Origin of the sequence: Actinoplanes sp. NPDC023714 (assembly GCF_040639855.1) — a bacterium.
Taxonomy (GTDB): domain Bacteria; phylum Actinomycetota; class Actinomycetes; order Mycobacteriales; family Micromonosporaceae; genus Actinoplanes.
In genome coordinates this window covers 234,877-254,275 of sequence record NZ_JBFAAR010000013.1, presented here as the reverse complement: position 1 = coordinate 254,275, position 19,399 = coordinate 234,877, and the positions used below count along the sequence as shown (strand labels likewise).

The 19,399-nt window shown below is 71.9% G+C and carries 20 protein-coding genes; 12 read left to right on the top strand and 8 right to left on the bottom strand.

Translation table 11 applies throughout. The features are described from left to right. Positions 1-178: 178 nt before the first annotated feature. Both AB0G10_RS39060 and htpG read left to right on the top strand, forming a co-directional pair. Positions 179-733 (top strand): SMI1/KNR4 family protein, encoded by a 555-nt coding sequence (locus AB0G10_RS39060; RefSeq protein WP_360934067.1) that lies wholly within the window; start codon positions 179-181, stop codon positions 731-733. 65 nt (positions 734-798) lie between these two features. Then, entirely contained in the window at positions 799-2,628 is a 1,830-nt protein-coding gene (gene htpG / locus AB0G10_RS39055) for a molecular chaperone HtpG (protein ID WP_360934065.1), read from the top strand. Here the strand turns inward: htpG and AB0G10_RS39050 are convergent. From AB0G10_RS39050 to AB0G10_RS39040, 3 genes are all read right to left on the bottom strand, one after another. Then, entirely contained in the window at positions 2,625-3,500 is an 876-nt protein-coding gene (locus AB0G10_RS39050) for a PfkB family carbohydrate kinase (protein ID WP_360934062.1), read from the bottom strand. The genes htpG and AB0G10_RS39050 overlap by 4 nt on opposite strands. 18 nt (positions 3,501-3,518) lie before the next feature. Beyond that, positions 3,519-3,677: a hypothetical protein gene (locus AB0G10_RS39045; RefSeq protein ID WP_360934059.1), complete on the bottom strand. Its 159-nt coding sequence runs from the start codon at positions 3,675-3,677 to the stop codon at positions 3,519-3,521. Between the two features lie 79 nt (positions 3,678-3,756). Continuing rightward, the gene (locus AB0G10_RS39040; RefSeq protein ID WP_360934056.1) at positions 3,757-4,281 is read right to left on the bottom strand and encodes a TetR family transcriptional regulator; all 525 of its coding nucleotides are present in this window, start codon (positions 4,279-4,281) and stop codon (positions 3,757-3,759) included. Between the two features lie 72 nt (positions 4,282-4,353). Between AB0G10_RS39040 and AB0G10_RS39035 the strand changes: the two genes are divergently transcribed. After that, complete coding sequence (locus AB0G10_RS39035) at positions 4,354-5,025, top strand: SDR family oxidoreductase (RefSeq protein WP_360934054.1); 672 nt, start codon at positions 4,354-4,356, stop codon at positions 5,023-5,025. A gap of 38 nt (positions 5,026-5,063) precedes the next feature. Then, positions 5,064-6,539: an SLC13 family permease gene (locus AB0G10_RS39030; protein ID WP_360934051.1), complete on the top strand. Its 1,476-nt coding sequence runs from the start codon at positions 5,064-5,066 to the stop codon at positions 6,537-6,539. A gap of 31 nt (positions 6,540-6,570) precedes the next feature. Here the strand turns inward: AB0G10_RS39030 and AB0G10_RS39025 are convergent, their stop codons facing one another. Then, positions 6,571-7,341: an LLM class F420-dependent oxidoreductase gene (locus AB0G10_RS39025; protein WP_360934049.1), complete on the bottom strand. Its 771-nt coding sequence runs from the start codon at positions 7,339-7,341 to the stop codon at positions 6,571-6,573. 9 nt (positions 7,342-7,350) lie between these two features. Continuing rightward, complete coding sequence (locus tag AB0G10_RS39020; protein ID WP_360934046.1) at positions 7,351-7,767, bottom strand: hypothetical protein; 417 nt, start codon at positions 7,765-7,767, stop codon at positions 7,351-7,353. Positions 7,768-7,862: 95 nt separating this feature from the next. Between AB0G10_RS39020 and AB0G10_RS39015 the strand changes: the two genes are divergently transcribed. Further along, entirely contained in the window at positions 7,863-9,797 is a 1,935-nt protein-coding gene (locus tag AB0G10_RS39015; protein WP_360934043.1) for a LamG domain-containing protein, read from the top strand. A gap of 10 nt (positions 9,798-9,807) precedes the next feature. After that, a complete protein-coding gene (locus AB0G10_RS39010; RefSeq protein ID WP_360934041.1) occupies positions 9,808-10,272 on the top strand; it encodes a hypothetical protein in 465 nt (154 codons plus the stop codon). A 724-nt stretch (positions 10,273-10,996) separates the two neighbouring features. Here AB0G10_RS39010 and AB0G10_RS39005 read toward each other — a convergent pair. Next, positions 10,997-12,385 carry an MFS transporter gene (locus AB0G10_RS39005; RefSeq protein ID WP_360934038.1) on the bottom strand — a complete coding sequence of 463 codons (1,389 nt, stop codon included), beginning with the start codon at positions 12,383-12,385 and terminating at the stop codon, positions 10,997-10,999. Positions 12,386-12,453: 68 nt separating this feature from the next. Here AB0G10_RS39005 and AB0G10_RS39000 point away from each other — a divergent pair, with 68 nt between their 5' ends. Next, positions 12,454-13,002, top strand: a complete 549-nt coding sequence (locus AB0G10_RS39000) for a TetR/AcrR family transcriptional regulator (protein ID WP_360934035.1) — start codon at positions 12,454-12,456, stop codon at positions 13,000-13,002. Positions 13,003-13,014: 12 nt separating this feature from the next. Here AB0G10_RS39000 and folP read toward each other — a convergent pair whose 3' ends face one another. After that, a complete protein-coding gene (gene folP, locus AB0G10_RS38995; protein ID WP_360934032.1) occupies positions 13,015-13,884 on the bottom strand; it encodes a dihydropteroate synthase in 870 nt (289 codons plus the stop codon). Positions 13,885-14,056: 172 nt separating this feature from the next. Between folP and AB0G10_RS38990 the strand changes: the two genes are divergently transcribed. The 5 genes from AB0G10_RS38990 to AB0G10_RS38970 all read left to right on the top strand — a co-directional run bounded on the left by AB0G10_RS38990 (position 14,057) and on the right by AB0G10_RS38970 (position 17,780). After that, complete coding sequence (locus AB0G10_RS38990; RefSeq protein WP_360934029.1) at positions 14,057-14,860, top strand: hypothetical protein; 804 nt, start codon at positions 14,057-14,059, stop codon at positions 14,858-14,860. Continuing rightward, positions 14,857-15,273 carry a phage holin family protein gene (locus AB0G10_RS38985; RefSeq protein ID WP_360934026.1) on the top strand — a complete coding sequence of 139 codons (417 nt, stop codon included), beginning with the start codon at positions 14,857-14,859 and terminating at the stop codon, positions 15,271-15,273. Before AB0G10_RS38990 ends, AB0G10_RS38985 begins: the two co-directional genes overlap by 4 nt. Then, a complete protein-coding gene (locus AB0G10_RS38980; RefSeq protein ID WP_360934023.1) occupies positions 15,249-15,866 on the top strand; it encodes a DUF3618 domain-containing protein in 618 nt (205 codons plus the stop codon). Before AB0G10_RS38985 ends, AB0G10_RS38980 begins: the two co-directional genes overlap by 25 nt. Before the next feature lie 85 nt (positions 15,867-15,951). Continuing rightward, positions 15,952-16,899 carry a TIGR03557 family F420-dependent LLM class oxidoreductase gene (locus tag AB0G10_RS38975; RefSeq protein ID WP_360934020.1) on the top strand — a complete coding sequence of 316 codons (948 nt, stop codon included), beginning with the start codon at positions 15,952-15,954 and terminating at the stop codon, positions 16,897-16,899. Next, positions 16,896-17,780, top strand: coding sequence for a glycosyltransferase (locus tag AB0G10_RS38970; protein WP_360934017.1), 885 nt, complete (start codon positions 16,896-16,898; stop codon positions 17,778-17,780). The genes AB0G10_RS38975 and AB0G10_RS38970 overlap by 4 nt, the downstream gene beginning before the upstream one ends. An 82-nt stretch (positions 17,781-17,862) precedes the next feature. Here AB0G10_RS38970 and AB0G10_RS38965 read toward each other — a convergent pair whose 3' ends face one another. Then, complete coding sequence (locus AB0G10_RS38965) at positions 17,863-19,269, bottom strand: aldehyde dehydrogenase family protein (protein WP_360934014.1); 1,407 nt, start codon at positions 19,267-19,269, stop codon at positions 17,863-17,865. Positions 19,270-19,399: the final 130 nt, after the last annotated feature.

The window sequence follows — 19,399 nt, the reverse complement described above, 5'->3', positions numbered from 1 at the left end:
ACACCAGGGGGCAGCAACGGTGGGCGGTGACCCGACGGCCCAGATGCCACCCGGCCCCCGACGGGCCGGGCAACAACAAGGGTCCACCAATGAGCGACGGTCTGCGCCACCCACCCCGCTGCGACCGGAATTTGATCTTGATCGGAAATTGTCGGACCCGGCTGGTATCACTGTCGGCATGGACATCGACAGCCGCCCCGACCCCGACGTCATCGCCGCGCTGCGGGAGGCTCTGCATGCGGACGACCAGGGGGAATCCGCGCTGGGGTGGGCCGGCGTGCATGCCTTCGAGGCGGCGCACGGGGTGACCGTTCCGGAGCCCTATCGGACGTTCGTGGCGGAGGTGTCGGACGGCTCGTTCGCGGGGCCGCCCGACTACGGCCTGGTCGCGCTCGCCGACCTGCCGGACGACTGGGGTGCCGGGCGTCCGGAGCGTGACCTCGCGCGGCCGTTCCCGCTCACGGCGGAGTGGCTGTGGGAGGAGGAAGAGGACGCCGACGAGGATCGCGTCGAGCGGGTGTTCAACGACGGGTCGATCGTGCTCGGCACCGACGGCTGCGGGATGTACTGGCATCTCGTCGTGTCCGGACCGCATCGGGGGCACGTCTGGATGGTGTCCGGGGAGGGCGCCGTGCCGTTCGGGTCCGCGTTCGGCAGGGATACCGGGGAGCCCGGATTCGCGGGATGGGTGCGGCATTGGGCCACCGGCCGGGGGTGGTTCGACGCCTCCTGAGCGCCCTCTCGAAAGGGGACGTCATACGATCGGCGCGGAAACACCTTCGGACATGACGGAAACGGGTGACGATGGAGACGTTGGAGTTCCAAGCGGAGGCGCGCCAGCTGCTGCAGCTGATGGTCCACTCGATCTATTCGAACAAGGACATCTTCCTGCGTGAGCTGATCTCCAATGCGTCCGATGCGCTGGACAAGCTTCGCCTCGCCAAGCTGCAGGACGGCCTGGAAGCGGACACCTCCGACCTGCACATCGAGATCGAGGCGGACCCTGAGGCGCGGACGCTGACGGTTCGTGACAACGGCATCGGCATGACCCGCGAAGAGGTCGTCGATCTGATCGGCACGATCGCCAAGTCCGGCACGGCCGAGCTGCTGACCAAGCTCAAGGAGGCGAAGGAGAGCCCCGAGCTGATCGGCCAGTTCGGCGTCGGCTTCTACTCGACGTTCATGGTGGCCGACAAGGTCACGCTGGTGACGCGCAAGGCCGGGACCGAGGGGCACGGCACGCGCTGGGAGTCGGCGGGCGAGGGCACCTTCACGCTCGAGGACGCCGAGGACGCGCCGGTCGGGACCACGGTGACGCTGCACCTGCGGCCCAAGGACGAGGACGACGCCCTCTACGACTACGCGGACACGTGGAAGATCAAGGAGATCGTCAAGCGGTACTCGGACTTCATCGCGTTCCCGATCAAGTTCGGGGACGAGACGCTCAACTCGATGAAGGCGCTGTGGGCCCGGCCGCGCAGCGAGGTCACCGACGAGGAATACCACCAGTTCTACCGGCACATCAGCCACGACTGGACCGACCCGCTCGAGATCATCAACATGAAGGCGGAGGGCACCTTCGAGTACGAAGCCCTGCTCTTCATCCCGTCCCGGGCGCCGTTCGACCTGTTCCAGCGGGACGCCCGCCGGGGCCTGCAGCTCTATGTGAAGCGCGTCTTCATCATGGACGACAGCAAGGAGCTCATCCCCGACTACCTGCGCTTCGTCAAGGGCGTGGTGGACGCGGCCGACCTGTCGCTGAACATCTCCCGCGAGATCCTGCAGCAGGACCGGCACATCCAGATGATCCGGCGCCGGCTCACCAAGAAGGTGCTCTCCACCATCAAGGACATGATGCGGGAGAACCCGGAGAAGTACGCGACGTTCTGGCGTGAGTTCGGCCGGGCGATCAAGGAGGGCCTGCTCGGCGAGCCCGACAACCACAAGCCGATCCTGGAGATCGCGTCGTTCGCGACGACCGCCGGCGACGAGCCGACCACCCTCGCCGCCTACGTCGAGCGGATGAAGGAGGGCCAGGAGGAGATCTACTTCCTGACCGGGGAGAGCCGCTCGCAGGTGGTCAACTCGCCGCACATGGAGGCGTTCAGCGAGCAGGGCTACGAGGTGCTGATCCTCACCGACCCGGTCGACGAGATCTGGGTCGACGCGGTGACCGAGTTCGACGGCCGGAAACTGCGTTCGATCGCCCGCGGCTCGGTCGACCTGAAGAAGGACGAGCAGGAGAAGGAGCCGGAGGGCGACTTCGGCCCGCTGCTCGGATTCCTCAAGGAGAAGCTGGACGAGCAGGTCAAGGAGGTCCGGCTGTCGCACCGGCTGACCACCTCGGCGGCCTGCCTGGTCAGCGACGCCGACGACATCACGCCGGCGCTGGAGAAGATGTACCGCGCGATGGGCCAGGAGGGGCCGCGGGTCAAGCGGATCCTCGAGCTCAACCCGAACCACCCGCTGGTGGCGGGCCTGCGCGCGTCGCACGAGAGGGACGCTTCGGGTCTCGAGGAAACCGCCGAGCTTCTGTACGGGACGGCGCTGCTCGCCGAGGGTGGCGACCTCGACGACCCGGCCCGGTTCGCGAAGCTGCTGGCGGATCGGCTCGCCCGGACCGTCTAGAGATGTGACAGCCAGGCCCGGGGGCCGGGATGCGCCACGCGTGTCCCGGCCACCCGGATCGCGGAGCGGACCGCGGTCTCCAGGTCGTCGCGGCGGGCCAGGGCCGTGGCGAGGGCGCCGTGGAAGGCGTCGCCGGCTCCCGAGGTGTCCACGGCGTCGACCGGGGGGACCGGGATCTCGCCCCGACCGGAGGCGGTGAACCAGCGCACCGGGCCGGGGCCGTGGGTGATGATCACGGCCGGGGCGGGGATGGCGGCCGCCGTGACGGCGTCGCGCTCGCCGGCGGTCCGGTGCGGGCCGGGTCCGGTCGCGTTCGAAGGGCCGGGGTGGAAGTCGGCCGAGCAGGCCACGACCTCGGCGTACGGGAAGATGTCGGTGAAGACCGGGCGCCGGCTTCCGGCGTCGACCACGAGGCGGTTCGCGGCGCGGGCGGCGGCCACGGCCAGGACCGGGTGATGGCCGTCCACCAGGGTCAGGTCGGCGTCGGGGAGCCCCGCGGCGGGAACGGGGACGGCACGGGTTCCGGCGTTGCGGCTGACGATCGTGCGCTCGCCCGTACCCGCGAGGACCGTGACGGCGGAGACCGGGGGCGGCTCGGTGCTGTCCGGGGCCGCGTCGATCAGGGTGACGCCGTAGGCGGCGAGGTCGGCGCGGATCAGGGCGCCGAGCGGATGGCTGCCCACCGCGCTGAGCAGGACCACCTCGATGCCGGAGGAGGCACCCAGCACGGCGGCCGTGACGGCGGCGTTCGTGGCGGGCCCGCCGGCCGCCACCTCGACCGACTCCGACTGGATCTTCTCGTCGACGCCGGGCAGGCGGTCCACCCGCTGGATGAGGTCGACGGTGGCGAGGCCGACGCACAGGATCCGCACCGCAGCGCCCCGGACGCGTCAGCCGTTGGACAGCTCGACGAAGAACGTGCCGATGTTGCTGAAGATCTCGGCGATGCCGTCGCCGATGCTCCGGGCCACGTCGGCGGCCGGGCCGGGGTTCGTGCCGATCCAGAAGACCAGCAGGAAGAGAAGGATCCAGCCGAGGATCTTCTTCATCGCGCCCTCCGCCTCCAGACATCAGCCACGCAAGATCGTGACACAGGTTCGCAAGCCTGTCCCGTCGGCGCGCCGGGGTTCATCGCGCGAGGGCGTCGCGGGCGGCGGCCAGGATCCGGTCGGACAGGTCGGTGCCGGCCGTCGCGCGGGCCAGGATCAGCGCGCCGACCATGGTGCTGAGGGCGGCCAGGTCCGGTTCGCCCGGCCGGCCGAGGTGGGTGGCGAAGGCTTCGACACCCCTGGCGTACGCCCGGCGCGTCTCGTCGCCGCCGGACGCGTGCGCCACGTCGCCGCCGAAACCCGCGGACGGGCAGCCCGTGCCGGCGTCGTCGCGGTGGCCGGGGGAGAGGTAGGCGTCGAGCAGCCCGCCGCGATCGCCGGGGATCGCCGCCGCCTGATCGGTGAAGGCCCGCGTCACCGCCTCCGCGACCAGCGCGTCCTTCGAGGCGAAGTGCTTGTAGAACCCGCCGTGGGTCAGCCCCGCCTCGGCCATGACGTCGGCGACGCTCACCCCGGCTATGCCGCGCTCGCGGAAGAGCCGGGCCGCCGTCGCGACGATCCGCTCGCGGTTCTGCCTGGCCTGTGCCTGCGATACCCGTCCCATGCCGGCAACTATAGATGAGGTGTGTCATCTATTACCTTGCCGCTCTTAGATGACAGTCATAATCTAAATGGCATGGAACTCACCAGCGCCGTCGCCGTCGTCACCGGAGCCAACCGCGGATTCGGCCGTCACCTCGCCTCCCAGCTGCTCGGCCGCGGCGCCAAGGTCTACGCGGCCGCCCGCGATCCGCGCGGCGCCGGCCTGCCGGGCGCGATCCCGCTCCGGCTCGACGTCACCGACCCGGCGTCCGTGGCCCGGGCCGCCGAGCTCGCCGGCGACGCCACGCTGCTCGTCAACAACGCCGGCGTCTCGGCCGGTCAGCCGCTGATCGGCGGCGAGTTGGAGGGGATCCGGCTCGACATGGAGACCAACTACTTCGGCACGCTCGCGGTCACCCGGCAGTTCGCGCCGGTGATCGAGGCGAACGGCGGGGGAGCGATCCTCAACGTGCTGTCCATCCTGTCCTGGGTGCACCCGGGACCGCTCGGGTCGTACGCGGCGGCCAAGGCGGCGGCGTGGGCGCTCACCGGTGCCACCCGGGAGCTGCTCGAGCCGAAGGGGATCAGCGTGACCGCGCTGCACGTCGCGTACATGGACACCGACATGGCCTCGTCCGTCCCGCCGGAGCAGAAGACCGACCCGGCCGTGGTCGCGAAGCTCGCGCTGGACGCGCTCGAGCGGGGCGACCGCGAGATCCTGGGCGACGACCTGACCCGTCAGGTGAAGGCGGGGCTGTCGAAGTGAGGAGATTGAAAGGCGTCGGGGAGGGGTAACGCCGGTCCATGACGCCCCTTGCCGCCGAGGCCATCACCGATGCCGGTACCGGCCAGCTCATACTCGCGGCGGTGCTCGGCATCGCCGCCGTCGTCCTCCTCATCGCCTGGGCGAAGTGGCATCCGTTCCTGGCGCTGATCACCGGCTCCGGGGTTCTCGGGCTGGTGGCCGGCGCGGCCCCGGGCGCCACCATCGACTCGTTCACCACCGGGCTGGGCAACACGGTCGGCAGCGTGGGCGTGCTGATCGCGCTCGGCTCGATGATCGGGGCGCTGCTGGCCGAGTCCGGCGGCGCCGACGGCATCGTGAACCGGATCGTCAACGGCGTGTCCGGCGCGGCCCTGCCGTGGGCCATGGCCGGCGTCGCGTCGCTGATCGGCCTGCCGCTGTTCTTCGAGGTCGGCGTGGTGCTGCTGGTGCCGATCGTGGTGCTGGTGGTGCAGCGGACCGACATCGGGCTGCTCCGGCTCGGCATCCCGGCCCTGGCCGGCCTGTCCGTGCTGCACGGCCTGGTGCCGCCGCACCCCGGCCCGCTCGTCGCGATCTCCAGCCTGAACGCGGACCTCGGCCTCACCCTGCTCTTCGGCCTCATCTGCGCCATCCCGACGGTGATCGTCGCGGGTCCGATCTTCGGCAACTTCATCGCGAAGCGGATGCCGCTGCCGGCGCCGCCGATCCTGGCGACCGCGGCGGTGGGCGGTGGCGCAGGCCAGAGCGGCGCGGACAAGAGCGGCGCGCCCGACTTCGTCGACCGCACCGACCTCACCAACCCCAGCGACCCCGGCGAGCCCGTCGACGATCAGCTCGGCCGGCGGCGCAACCCCGGCTTCTGGGCCGCGGTCCTCACCGTCCTGCTGCCCGTCGTACTCATGCTCGCTCGTGGCATCGCCGAGATCGTCCTTCCCGAGGGGGATGCCGTCCGCAACGCCTTCGAGGTGATCGGCGAGCCGGTCGTGGCGCTGCTCGCGGGCGTGTTCGTGGCGATGTGGGCGCTCGGCTACCGAGCCGGGTTCGACCGCAAGGAGACCTCGGCGGTGCTGGGCGGCGCGCTGCCCCCGATCGCCGGCATCCTGCTGATCGTGGCGGCCGGCGGTGGCTTCAAGCAGGTCCTCGTGGACGCCGGGGTGGGCAACGTGATCGCCGACGCCGCCACGGACGCCAACATCAACGCGCTGCTGCTCGGCTGGCTCGTGGCGGTCGGCATCCGGGTGGCGACCGGTTCGGCGACCGTCGCGACGATCACCGCGGCCGGCATCGTGGCGCCGCTGGCGACCACCCTCGACTCGCCGACGGTGGCGCTGCTGGCCCTCGCGATCGGCTCCGGCTCGCTGTTCTTCTCGCACGTCAACGACGCCGGGTTCTGGCTGGTCAAGGAATACTTCGGGATGACCGTGGGGCAGACCATCAAGACCTGGTCGGTGATGGAGACGATCATCTCGGTGGTGGGCTTCGCCTGCGTGATGGTGCTGAGTCTGTTCGTGTGAGGGCCGGCTTCCTCGAAGCCGGCCCCCGGGCTCACTTGTTGACGTCGTTGCGCCAGGTCAACGCCTGGCGGAGTTCGGCGAGGTCGGGTTCCGGCCCGCCGACGCCGACGGTGAACAGCCGGGCGCCGAGCTCGTGCAGGCGCTCCCGGCTGTCCGCCTTGTAGGCGACCGACACCTCGATCTCGGACGGGTCGCGGCCCGCCGTCTCGCAGTGCCCGCGCAGCACGCCGAGCTTGTGCTCCAGGGTCTCGGCGTCGGCGAAGCTGTGCCAGATGTCGGCGTGCTTCGCGACCAGGCGCAGCGTCTTCTTCTCGCCGCCGCCGCCGATCAGCACCGGGATCTTCCGGGTGGGCGGCGGGTTGAGCCTGCCCCAGCGGGACTCGATGCGCGGCAGCGACTCGGCGAGGTCGTCGAGGCGGCCGCCGGCGGTGCCGAACTCGTAGCCGTACTCGGTGTAGTCGCGCTCGAACCAGCCCGAGCCGATGCCGAGGATCAGACGCCCGTCGCTGATGTGGTCGACCGTGCGCGCCATGTCGGCGAGCAGTTCGGGGTTGCGGTAGCTGTTGCAGGTGACGAGGGCGCCGATCTCGACGCGCGAGGTGGACTCGGCCCAGGCGGCGAGCATGGTCCAGCACTCGAAGTGCAATCCGTCCGGTTCGCCACTCAAAGGATAGAAATGGTCCCAGTTGAAGAGGACGTCCGCGCCGAGATCCTCGGCCTCCGACGCGACGCGGCGGATGGTGGCGTAGTCCATGTGCTGCGGCTGCAACTGCAGCCCGATCCGAACCGGCCTATCGATCATGCTCCGAGCCTACGTGCAGGTGCCGTCCAGTTCCCGTCCGATGGTCGGGAAGTCGGCGGCGAGGTAGGCCTTCGGATCGGCGGCCTCCGCGCCCCGCTCCAGCGAGGCGGCGATGGTCTCGACCTTGGCGCGCTGGGCGGTGTCGAGGCTCGTCGCGCCGGCCTCCTTCACGTCGGCGGCCATCGCGGCGAAGGTGTCCCGCATCCGGTCCTCGCCGCCGGTGGCCAGCTTCACGGCGCCGTCGGTGAGGATCTTGTAGACCGCCGTGCAGACGTAGGCGGGCCTGCCCGCCGAGGCCGAGGGCACCGGCGCGACGCTGAACGGCGCCGGGATCGAGGCCGGGGTGACGTCCACCTCGCAGGCGCCGAGAGTGATCAGAGCCGCGATCATCGCGGTGGGCACGGCGGTGCGGCGACGCTGCGGCACGACATTCCCCTTCTTCGATCGCTTGGGTACGGGCGGAGCATAGCGCCGCACGCCCGGTCCGCCACTTTCGAGGCGGTAGGCAGTTAGCCCCCAACGTGGCCTATAAGCTGAAAAAAGGTAAATCGGTGGTCCGGCGGGCCATGATCACTGTCGTCGCGACCGTCCTCGTCGCGGCCGGTGGCACCGCGTTCGCCGAGATCGTCTCCTCCGACCCGGTGACCTCACCGTCCTTCAACGGCTCGGTGTACGCGGTCGCCTACCGCGGCGACACCGTCTACGTCGGTGGCAACTTCACCAGCGCCGTGGTGGCCGGCCGGAGCACGCCCCGGACCCGGCTCGCCGCGTTCGACGCCCGTACCGGCGCCCTGCTCGACTGGAAGCCGGCGGCCGACGCCAACGTCCGCGCGCTCGCCGTGGACGGTGACACCGTCTACGCGGCCGGCGACTTCGACAACGTCAACGGCCAGCCGCGCGACGCGGTGGCCGGCATCGGCGCGGTCAGCGGCCTGCTCACCCCGCTCCGGCACACCGTCCTCGGCCAGCCCAACGCGCTCGCGGCCGGCAACGGGCGGCTCTACCTCGGCGGCCGGATCACCGCGGTGGACGGGGTGACCCGCGCCAACCTCGCCGCGTTCGACCTCGCCACCGGGGCCCTCGACGCGTGGGCGCCGACCACCGACGACATGGTCAACGCCCTCGCCGTCACGAGCGACCGGGTGTACGTCGGCGGCCGGTTCCACCGCACCAACAACGTGAGCACCACACTCCGGCTCACCGCCGTCGACCCGGTCAGCGGCGCGCTCGACCGGACGTTCCGGGCCAAGCCGGTGTCGCAGGTGTTCGCGCTGGCCGCGCACCCGGACGGGGTGTTCGCGGCACTCGGCGGGCAGGGCGGGCGGGCGGTCTCCTACACCCGGACCGGGGAGACCCGGTGGACCCGCGTCTTCGACGGCGACGCCCAGGCGATCACGTACCTCGGCGGTGTCGTCTATGTGGGCGGGCACTTCGACAAGGCGTGCACCACCACGAACAACGGCGCCAAGGGCATCTGCACCGACGGCGCCGTGGTGCGCGGCAAGCTCGCCGCCGCCGACCGGGAGGGCAACCTGCTCGCATGGGCGCCGCAGGCCAACGGCGTCGCCGGCACCCGCCAGCTGGCGGCGAGCGCGCCGCTCGGCGCGATCAGCGCGGTCGGCGACTTCACCATCGTCGGCGGCGCGACCCGCAAGCGGTACGCCGAGTTCACCGGCACGTCGGCCCGGGCCTTCGTCGAGTCCCCCACGTCCGCGGAGCCCGCCACGCCGGCGCAGGCGTCCGCGGGGCCCGCCACGCCGGCGCAGGCGTCCGCGGAGCCCGCCACGTCGGCGCGGGCGTTCGTCGAGTCGGCCACCGCGGCGGCCGTCGCGTCTTACAACTTCGACACCACCATCGCGGACGGCACCTTCGACGACGGCTCCGGGCACGGGCACCTGCTCCGGGTGGTCTCCCGGAACGGCGGCGCGCTGAAGCTGGTCCCGCACGGCGCCGGGCAGGCCATGAACTTCCCGGCCAAGTGCGGCGGCGACACCTGCCCGCGGCTGATCCTGCAGGCCGGCGACACCGGCGACCTCAACCCGGGAACCCGCCCGCTGCGCTACGGCGCCGGCGTCCTGCTCTCCCCGGCCGAGACCGGGCGCGGCGAGAACATCCTGCAGAAGGGCTACTCGACCGGCGGCGGCCAGTACAAGCTCCAGGTCGACGGGCTCTCCGGCAAGCCGAGCTGCGGCATCGGCGACAAGGTGGGCACCGTCGTCCACGTGGCCCGCAGCCGTACCTCGGTGGCCGACGGCAACTGGCACACCCTGGAGTGCCGGCGTACCGGCCCCACCCTCGCCATCCTGGTCGACGACCGCCTGGAAGCCAGCGTCGCGGTCCCGGCCGACCTCGCCGTCGAGACCGACCACCCGTTCACGGTCGGCGGCAAGGGCGTCGGCCCGAACAACGACCAGTTCCACGGAACCCTCGACGACCTCTGGGTGCAGATCGGCTAGCCTGCCGCGGATGAGGTACCGCTACGTCGGCCCGGAGCAGGTCAGGCTCGCCGCCGGCACCGGGCCGGGGTCGCCGCTCCCCGCGGGCGGCCCCGGCCCGTACACGTATGTGGTCGATCTCGAAGGCTCGCTGCTGCTGGCTCCCCGGCAGACCGAGCACGTCGCCTGCGCCTCCGGCCGGGACGTGCTCGCGGCGGGAGAGATCTCCTTCGCGCCGGACCCGCGCGGCGGCTGGATGGTGGACGAGGTCAGCAACCAGTCGACCGGGTACTGCCCGCAGCCGTCGTGCTGGCCGGCCGTGGCCGCGGCGCTCGACCGGGCCGGGGTGCGGCATCCGGGCGGGTTCACGGCGGAGTTCGAGTTCCGGCGGTGCCCGGGGTGCGGGACGCTGAACCTGGTCAAGGAGGGCGACCTCACCTGCGCGGTGTGCGAGGGCCCGCTGCCGGAGGAGTGGAACGTCGGTGGCACTTGTTGAGGCCGCCGGTGGTGTGATGCCCCGGCAGCCGGCGCGGACGGCGGCGGGCCGCCGGGGCGGAATGTGTGTGCCGGTCGGAGGTCCGGCACACACAGCTTCGCGCACCGCCGGCGGGCCGGCGGCCTGATTCCGCGGCCGTTGGGGAACGGGGGCACCGCGTGGCGGGATCGGACCGGCGAGGACGGTAGCCGGTCTCCTCGCGGTGACCCGACAGCTCGGAATCGAAGGTCATCGTTGCAGCCATGTTGCGGAAGTGCAACAGCCCCGACGCGTTCCGTTCATCGATGTTGCGCACCCCGGCTCACCCTCGCGCACGGCGGCCATGAGGCGGTCGGGCCGCCCCGTCCGGCCGCAGCGTGTTGCTGTGTCTGCGGCGTGTCAGGAGCGATGTGCTGCAGCCGGCCCGCGCTGGCGACCCCGCGCGGCTGGCCGCCGGGCCGCCGCCAGGCCGCCGGGCCGCTGCCGGGCCACTGGGCCGCCGCCGGGTCGCTGGGCCGCCGCCGGGTCGCTGGGCCGCCGCCGGGTCGCCGGGCCGCCGCCAGGCCGCCGGGCCGCCGCCGGGGCGCCGGGCCGCCGGGTCGCCGGGTCGCCGGGCCGCCGCCGGGCCGGCTGTACGCCAGGGCCCACCTCGCGCCCGAATTGTCGCTCTCCCGTGCAGCCACCGGGAGTGGCTGCACGGGAGGGCTGGGTCGGCGCCCGGAATGTCGCCCTGTGGTACAGCCGGTCAGGGGGTTCGGCGGGGGAGGCGGGTGGCCACCACGGCGCCGACGGCGATGATCGCTGCTCCGGTGAGGACGGCGGGTACCAGGCCGTCGACGAAGTCCTGGTGGCTGGTGAAACCGCCGTGGGTGCTGAAGACGGAGGAGAGGGCTGCCACGCCGGCCGCGACGCCGAACTCGCGGATCGTGTTGTTGGTGCCGGAGGCCACGCCGCGCTGCTGTTCGGAGACGCTGGCCAGGGTCATCGTGCTGATCGGGGCGAAGGTGAGGCCCATGCCGACGCCGGCCAGCGCGAACGCCACGACGAGCTTGCCGTAGGTGACGTCGGTCGTGGTGGCGAGGCCGATCCAGAGGATGCCGGCGGCGAGGAATACCTGGCCCGCGACGATCAGGTTGCGGACGCCGACGCGGGCGCCGAAGATGCCGGCCAGCGGCGCCACCACCATCGGGGCGGCCGTCCACGGCAGGGTGCGCAGACCCGACTCGAGCGGGCTGAGGCCCTGCACCACCTGGAAGAACTGGGCGAGCAGGAAGACCGCGCCGAACGCGCCGGCCGAGAACGTCAGGGTGACGACGTTGACGAGGCTGAACCCGCGCGAGCGGAACAGTGAGAGCGGGAGCATCGGCGTACGGTTGCGGCTCTGCCAGAAGAGGAACCCGGCGATCAGCGCGACGCCCGCACCCAGCATGACCGGCACCCGGCCGGTGGTCCACCCGCGCTCGGGACCGTCGACGACACCCCAGATCAGCAGCAGCATGCCGCTCGCCGAGAGTACGAGGCCGAGCGGGTCGAGGCGGCGCGCGCCGCCGCGGGACTCGTCGAGGACGGTGAGTGCCAGGACCACGGCGACGACGCCGATCGGCACGTTGACCCAGAAGATCCAGTTCCAGGTGAGGCCGTCGACGACGGCGCCGCCGATGACCGGGCCGAGGGCGACGCCCAGGCCGGTGATGCCGCCCCAGATGCCGACCGCCATGGTGCGGAGGCGATCGGGTACGGCCTGAGCGAGCAGCGTCAGGGACAGCGGGGCGATGGCCGCCCCGCCCAGCCCTTGGAGCGCGCGGGTGGCGGTGAGCTGCCACGGCTCGGCGGAGAGCGCCGCGCCGGCGGACGCCAGGGTGAAGATCGCGATGCCGACCAGGAACATCCGCCGCCGCCCGATCCGGTCGCCGAGCGCGGCCGCGGTGAGCAGGAACGCCGCGAACGGCAGCGTGTACGCGTTGACGAACCACTGCAGGTCGGTGATGGAGGCGTTCAGCTCGGTGCGGATGACCGGCAGCGCCGTGCTGACCACCAGGTTGTCGAGCGACACCATGAACGTCGGGATGCCGACGGCCGCCAGCACCAACCCCAAGGAGCGGGTTGCGGGCCGGGCGGGAGCGAGCGTGGACACGTGTTCCCCCTGAAGTTGTTATCCACTGATAACTAAGCACCGTATGCATTGACTGATAACATGTCAACGTGACCCGGACCCGTCTCACCGCTCAGGAACGCCACGTCCAGATCGTGGCGGCCGCCCTCCAGGCGTTCGCCGGGAGCGGATACGCCGGCACGACCACCGATCAGGTGGCGCGGATCGCGGGCGTCTCCCAGCCGTACGTGATCAGGCTCTTCGGCTCGAAGCAGGAGCTCTTCCTGGCGACGACGAGATATGCGGGAGATCGGATCGAACAGAAGTGGCGGGCCGCCGCCCGGGAGGACCCGACCCTGGCCGGGCTCGGCCATGCCTACAAGGATCTGCTGGCCGAGCGGGAGCTGCTGTTCGTGCTGCTGCACGGCTTCGGCGCCGCGGCCGACCCGGTGATCGGCGAGGCGGTGCGGGCCTGTTACGGCAACCTCTACACGGTGGTGCGCGAGCTGACCGGGGCGACCGCGGAGGAGACGCGCGACTTCTTCGCCATGGGGATGCTGATCACCGTGCTCGGCGCCATGCGGGTCCTCGGCCCGGACGCGGTCGATCAGCAGCCGTGGATGGCCGACCTCATGTCGGTCATGCCACCCCCGGATTAGGGCAGCACAGGACTAGTCCATGTTGTGGCGCAGGTAGGCGGGCTCCCGCCAGCCCAGCATCGCCTCGGTCATCCGGATCGCGTCGGCCGCCGCGCGCACGTCGTGCACCCGCATGATCCGGGCGCCGCGCAGGACGCAGAAGACGACGGTGGCGAGGGTTCCGGCGAGCCGCTCCTGCTGCGGGCGGTCCAGGGTCTCGCCGATGAAGTCCTTGTTGCTCAGCGCCGCGAGGGTGGGGTAGCCGATCGCGGTGATCTCCTCGAGCCGGCGGGTGATCTCCAGCGAGTGCAGGGTGTTCTTGTTGAGGTCGTGACCCGGGTCGATGATGATCTGGTCGGGGCGGACGCCGCGGGAGAGCGCGAGCTCCACCTTCGCCCGCAGGAACGCGGCCACCTCGGCGGTGACGTCGCCGTACTCGGGTCGCGGGTGGAGGGTGCGCGGCGCCGCCAGGCTGTGGCAGATCACCAGCTGGGCGTCGGTGCCGGCGACCGCGTCGGCCATCGCCGGGTCGCGCAGGCCGGACGTGTCGTTGACGACCCCGGCGCCCGCGGCGATCACCTCGCGGGCCACCTCGGGGCGGAAGGTGTCGACCGAGACCACGGCGAGGTCGCGGGCCGCCTCGACGACCGGCAGCACCCGGTCCAGCTCCTCGGCGACCGTCACCTCCGGGCCGGGGGCGAACGGCACGCCGCCGATGTCGATCCAGTCGGCGCCGTCGGCGGCCGCCGTCTTCACGGCCTCGGTCGCCTTCTCCAGCGCGAACGTGCGGCCCCGATCGTGGAACGAGTCGGGCGTGCGGTTCACGATCGCCATCACGACGACGCGGCGGGAGAAGTCGTAGGTCCGGCCGCCGATGACGCGCACGCCGCTGGTTTCGCTCACGGTCGCCGACCCTAACAGCCGCGGAGCAACCGGCCCTCGTACCCCTGATCTGGGGTTTTATGGGTATCCGGTTTTGCGCTATTCATCACTAAGGAAACTGAATCGACTGTTGTGGGCGGGGTAGGTAGTTGCGTGGAAGCAAGTGACCCTCTCAACCCCCCTCGGAGGAATGATGAGCGACGTTTCCCCCGGTGGCCGCGTCCCGCCGACGCCCGGTTACGCGGCGCCCGAATACGAGACCACCACCGCATACCCGGTCGTCGAGCCGCGACACGGAGAGCACGAGGAACAGTCGAAGCCGAAACAGGTCGCCCAGCAGGCCCGGGAGTCCGCCGGCAACGCCGCGGCCGACGTCACCGCGACCGCCAAGGAGCAGGCGCAGCGGGTCGGCCAGGAGGCCAAGGCCCAGGCGCGCAGCGTGGCCTCGGAGGTCCGGGGCAAGATCGACGAGCAGGCGCGCACCCAGAACAGCCGCCTCGTCGGCAGCATCCGGGAGACCGCCGACCACCTCGACGAGATGCGCGGCGCCCGGCAGGACTCGCCGGCCGCGGCCGTGGTCGCGCGAGTGGCCGAGGGCGGCCGGCAGTTCGCCGACTACCTGGACCGCAACGGCCCCGACGGCGTGCTGCGCGAGGTCGAGGACTTCGCCCGGCGCCGCCCCGGCGCGTTCCTGGCCACGGCTCTCGCGGCCGGATTCGTGGTGGGCCGGCTCGGCAAGAGCGTGGCGAAGGCGGACGGCACGGCGGGCACCGGGGTGAGTGAGTCGAAGCCCGCGACCGACACCTACAGCACGGCCTACGACGAGACCGTGCCGGTCGTGCCCGCGACGCCGGCCGCCGGATACGCGGACCCGGTCCCGGTCACGCCGGCCACCACCGAGTACCCCGCCACCGAGTACCCCGCCACCGAGTACACCGCGACCGGCACCGGCATCCCGGCCGTCGTCGACGAGACGTACCCGGAGCGGCGGTCATGACGACCCCCTACCGCGACCACGAGACCGACGAGGTCGCCGGCACGTCGATCGGCGAGATCATCGGCAACATCAGCAACGATCTGTCGCAGCTTTTCCGGCAGGAGGTCGAGCTCGCCAAGGCGGAGATCCGCCAGGAGGCGACCAAGGCCGGCAAGGCCGCCGGGATGCTCGGCGGCGCCGGGTTCGCCGGATACCTCGCGGTGCTGCTGCTCAGCTTCGCGATCGTCTTCGGACTCGGCAACGTCATCGACTACGGCTGGGCGTTCCTCATCGTGGGGCTCGTCTGGGCCGTCATCGGCGCCGTCCTCTTCGTGAACGGCCGCAAGAAGCTCAAGACCGTCGACCCGGTGCCGCGCCGCACCGCGGAAACGCTGAAGGAGGACGCCCAATGGCTGAAGAACCCGACCGGCTGAGGCAGGACATCGAGCGTACGCGGGCGTCCCTGACCCGTGACGTCGATCTGCTGGCCGAGAAGACGAGCCCGCGCCAGGTCGCGCGGCGGCGCTGGACCGCGGTTAAGGAGAAGGTCATGGGCACCACGGAGGACACCAGGGGCAAGGTGGGCGAAATGTCCGACAAGGCGAGTGAGCTCTCCGGGCGGGCCGGTGACAAGGCCTCCGAGCTGAGCAGCAAGGCGAGCGACAAGGCGCACGACGCCGCCGGCGCCGTGAAGGCCGCACCCCGCGCGGTCGCGAGCCAGACGCAGGGCAACCCGCTCGCGGCCGGCATCATCGCCTTCGGCGTCGGCCTGCTCAGCGCGTCGCTGATCCCGGTCACCGACGCCGAGAAGCGCGCCGGCCAGCAGCTCAAGGACCACAGCGGCGACCTGACCGACAAGGTCAAGGACGTGGCGAGCGACCTCAAGGACGAGCTGGGCGGCACCGTGCAGCAGGCCGCCGGCGAGATCAAGGAGACCGCTCGCGACGCGGCGCAGACCACCAAGGAGACCGCCGCGTCCGACGCGCGTGACGTCCGCGACGAGACGAAGAACGCGGCCACCGCGTAACGCAGGCACCCTGAAAGGGCGGGCTGGTGAGCACCAGCCCGCCCTTGGTGTTTGTGCAGCCAGATGAGGGGAATCGGCAACCACCATGAAGATCGGTTACAAGCTCGCGGCCGAGGCGTTCGGCCCCAGGGAACTCATCCGCCAGGCGATCCGGGCCGAGCAGGCCGGCTTCGACTTCGTCGAGATCAGCGACCACTACCACCCGTGGCTGGACGTGCAGGGCCACTCGCCGTTCGCCTGGAACGTGCTCAGCGCCATCGCGGTGCAGACCCGCACGCTCGGGCTCGCGACCGGCGTGACCTGCCCGTCGGTGCGGTACCACCCGGCGATCGTGGCGCAGGCCGCGGCCACCCTGCAGATCATCGCGGACGGCCGGTTCACGCTCGGTGTCGGCTCCGGCGAGCGGCTCAACGAGCACGTGGTCGGCCAGGGGTTCGGCAGCGTCCGGGAGCGGCACGAGCGGCTGACCGAGGCGCTCGACATCATCAATCTGCTCTGGCAGGGCGGATATCAATCGTACGAGGGGAAGCACCTGCGCCTCGAGGACGCGCGGGTGTTCGACCTCCCGGAGACCCTGCCGGCGATCGCCGTGGCGGCCGGTGGCAAGGTCGCGGCCGAGCTGGCCGCCACGCACGGCAGCGGGTTGTTCGCGACCGAGCCGCGCAAGGACCTGGTCGAGACGTTCACGGCGGCCGGCGGCACGGGCCCGCGCTACGCCGAGGCGTCGGTCGCGTGGGCGCCCACCGAGGACGAGGCGGTGAAGGAGGCGCACCGGACCACCCGCTGGGCGGTGACCGGCTGGAAGGTGATGTCGGAGCTGCCGAACCCGGTGAACTTCGAGGCGGCCTCGGCCACCGTCACCGAGGACGACGTGCGGCAGAACTTCGTGGTCGGCCCGGACCCGGCCGGCTACCTGGACCGGATCGGCGAGTACCGGGACGCCGGCTTCGACCACATCGTCCTGATGAACTGCGGCCCGGACCCGGACGGCTTCCTGAACTTCTTCGAGAAAGAGCTGCGTGGAAGCCTGTGACCAGCAATGACGTCACGGTGGTGGTGGCCACCCGCAACCGCCGTGACCGGCTCTTCGAGACGCTCCCCGAGCACCAGGCCCCGGTGATCCTCGTCGACAACGCCTCCGACGACGGCGGGCCCGACGAGATCGCCACGGCGTTCCCGGCCGTCGAGGTGGTGCGGCTCGGCGAGAACATCGGCGCGGCGGCCCGCAACGAGGGGGTCCGCCGCGCCGGCACGCCGTACGTGGCGTTCGCCGACGACGACTCGTACTGGTCTCCCGGCTCTCTGGAGCGCGCCGCCGCCCTGATGGACGCGCATCCGCGGCTCGGCCTGCTCTCGGCCCGCGTGCTGATCGGCCCGGAGGGCCGGCTCGACCCGGTCTCGGCGGCCATGGCCGCCGCGCCGATCGGCACGCCCGGGGGCGCGCCGGGGCCCGCGATCCTGGGCTTCCTCTCCTGCGCCGTCGTGGTCCGGCGGGAGGCGTTTCTCGCGGTGGGCGGCTTCGAGCCGCGCCTTTTCGTGTACGGGGAGGAGGCGCTCCTCGCCATGGACATGGCGGCCGCGGGCTGGCAGCTCTGCTACGCGCCGGAGCTGGTGGTGCGCCACTTCCCGCTGCCGGCCGGCCGGAACCGGGGCGCGCGGCGGCGCATCGAGGCCCGCAACCGGATGCTGACCGCCCTGCTCAGGAGGCCGGCCGGCGTCGCGGCGCGCACGATCGCCACCGCGGCGGGGCAGTCGCCGGCCGCTCTCGTGGACGTGGCACGGCACCTTCCGTGGGCGCTTCGTCACCGGCGGCCGCTGCCACCCGAGGTGGAGACGGACCTGGAGAAGCTCAGCGCCGCTTGTTACGCCGGTATTGAACGATCCCGGCGACGACCAGCAGCACGGGCAGGATGAGTCCCCACATCAGATAGCCGTTCATGCCGCCGAGCCTGCCCCGGCGGCACGAACCGCGCCTCACCCCGGACGGGTGAGATCGTCACCAGCCGGCCGGCGGCGCTTCGATGTGGACGGCCTTCATCACCGTCATCTCGTCGAGGAGCTCCGGCCCGTACCCGAAGCCCTGCCCGCTCCCGCGGCGTGGATGCGCGGCACCGCCCGGCGCCCCGCCGAAGACCGCGTTGACCTTCACGGTTCCCGCCGGGAGCTCCCGCCAGGCCTGCTGCGCGTGGCTCATCGAGGCGGTCAGCACGGTCGCGGCCAGCCCGTACGGCGACTCGGCGGCCCGGGCCAGCGCGGTGGCGAACGAGTCGACGACCACCACCGGCGCCACCGGGCCGAACGTCTCCTCGCGCACCACGGCCATGTCGTCGGTGCAGTCGGCGAGCACGGTCGGCGGGTAGAACGCGCCCGGTCCGTCCGGGACCGTGCCGCCGGCGAGCACCCGGGCGCCGTCCCGCACGGCGGCCCCCACCTGCTCGTCGACGCCCTCGCGCAGCCGGGTGTCCACCAGCGGGCCGATCCTCGTGGCCCAGGAAGCCGCCTCGTCGGTGAGCGCCGAGAGGAACGGCTGGGCCACGTCGCGGTGCACGTAGACGCGCTCGACCGCGACGCAGATCTGCCCGGAGTTCGCGAACGCGCCGAGCGCCGCCTGCTGCGCGGCCCACACCGGGTCGACGCCGGAGTCCACGATCAGCGGGTCGCTGCCGCCGTTCTCCAGCAGCGCCTTCGCGCCGGTCCGGGCGCAGGCCGTGGCGATCGCCCGCCCGGTCGCCGTGGACCCGACGTGCGCCACCACGTCGACGTCGCTCGCGGCCAGCGCGGCCCCGACCGGGCCGTCGCCGTTGACCAGACCGAGCACGCCGTCCGGGAAGTGCGGGGCGAGGATCCGGGCGAGCCGGTGACCGGTGGCCGGGGTGCGCTCGCTCGGCTTGTGCACCACGGCGTTGCCGGTGACCAGCGCCGCGCCGAGCAGGCCGCAGGAGACGGCGACCGGGTCGTTCCACGGGGTGATCACGGCGACCACGCCGCGGGGCGCGTACGCCATCAGGTCGATCGCCTCGTCGTTGCCGGCCAGGGCGCGGCCGCGGTGGGTCGGGCCGAGCTCGGCGTACTGCCGGAGGGTGCCGACACCGGCCATGATGGAGTCCCGGGCCTCGTCCACCGGCTTGCCCATCTCGGCCGACATGATCGTGGCGAGCTCGGCGGCGGCGGCCTCGACGGCGTCCGCGGCGGCGTGCAGGGCGGCGGCCCGGGCGGCCGGCGCGGTCCGGGCCCATCCGGCGGCGGCGTCGCGGGCCGCCTTCACGGCGTCGGCGACATCGGCCTCGGAGGAGACCGGCACCCGGGTCACCGGGCTGTCGTCGCGGGGGTCGAGAACGGTCAGGATGCGGTCTGCGGAGCCCGGCGTCCAGGTTCCGGCGATCAATTGCTCGACGTCGTACATGGGCGCGTGTCTTCCCCGTTGCATCGCATAAAAACTTGATGAGCGGCAAATAGTCGCACCTATCAGTGCAGGTGGTGCCGCTTTTCCTCAAAGGACTGATCTTTCGGGGAGAAGTTAGTGATCATGCGAG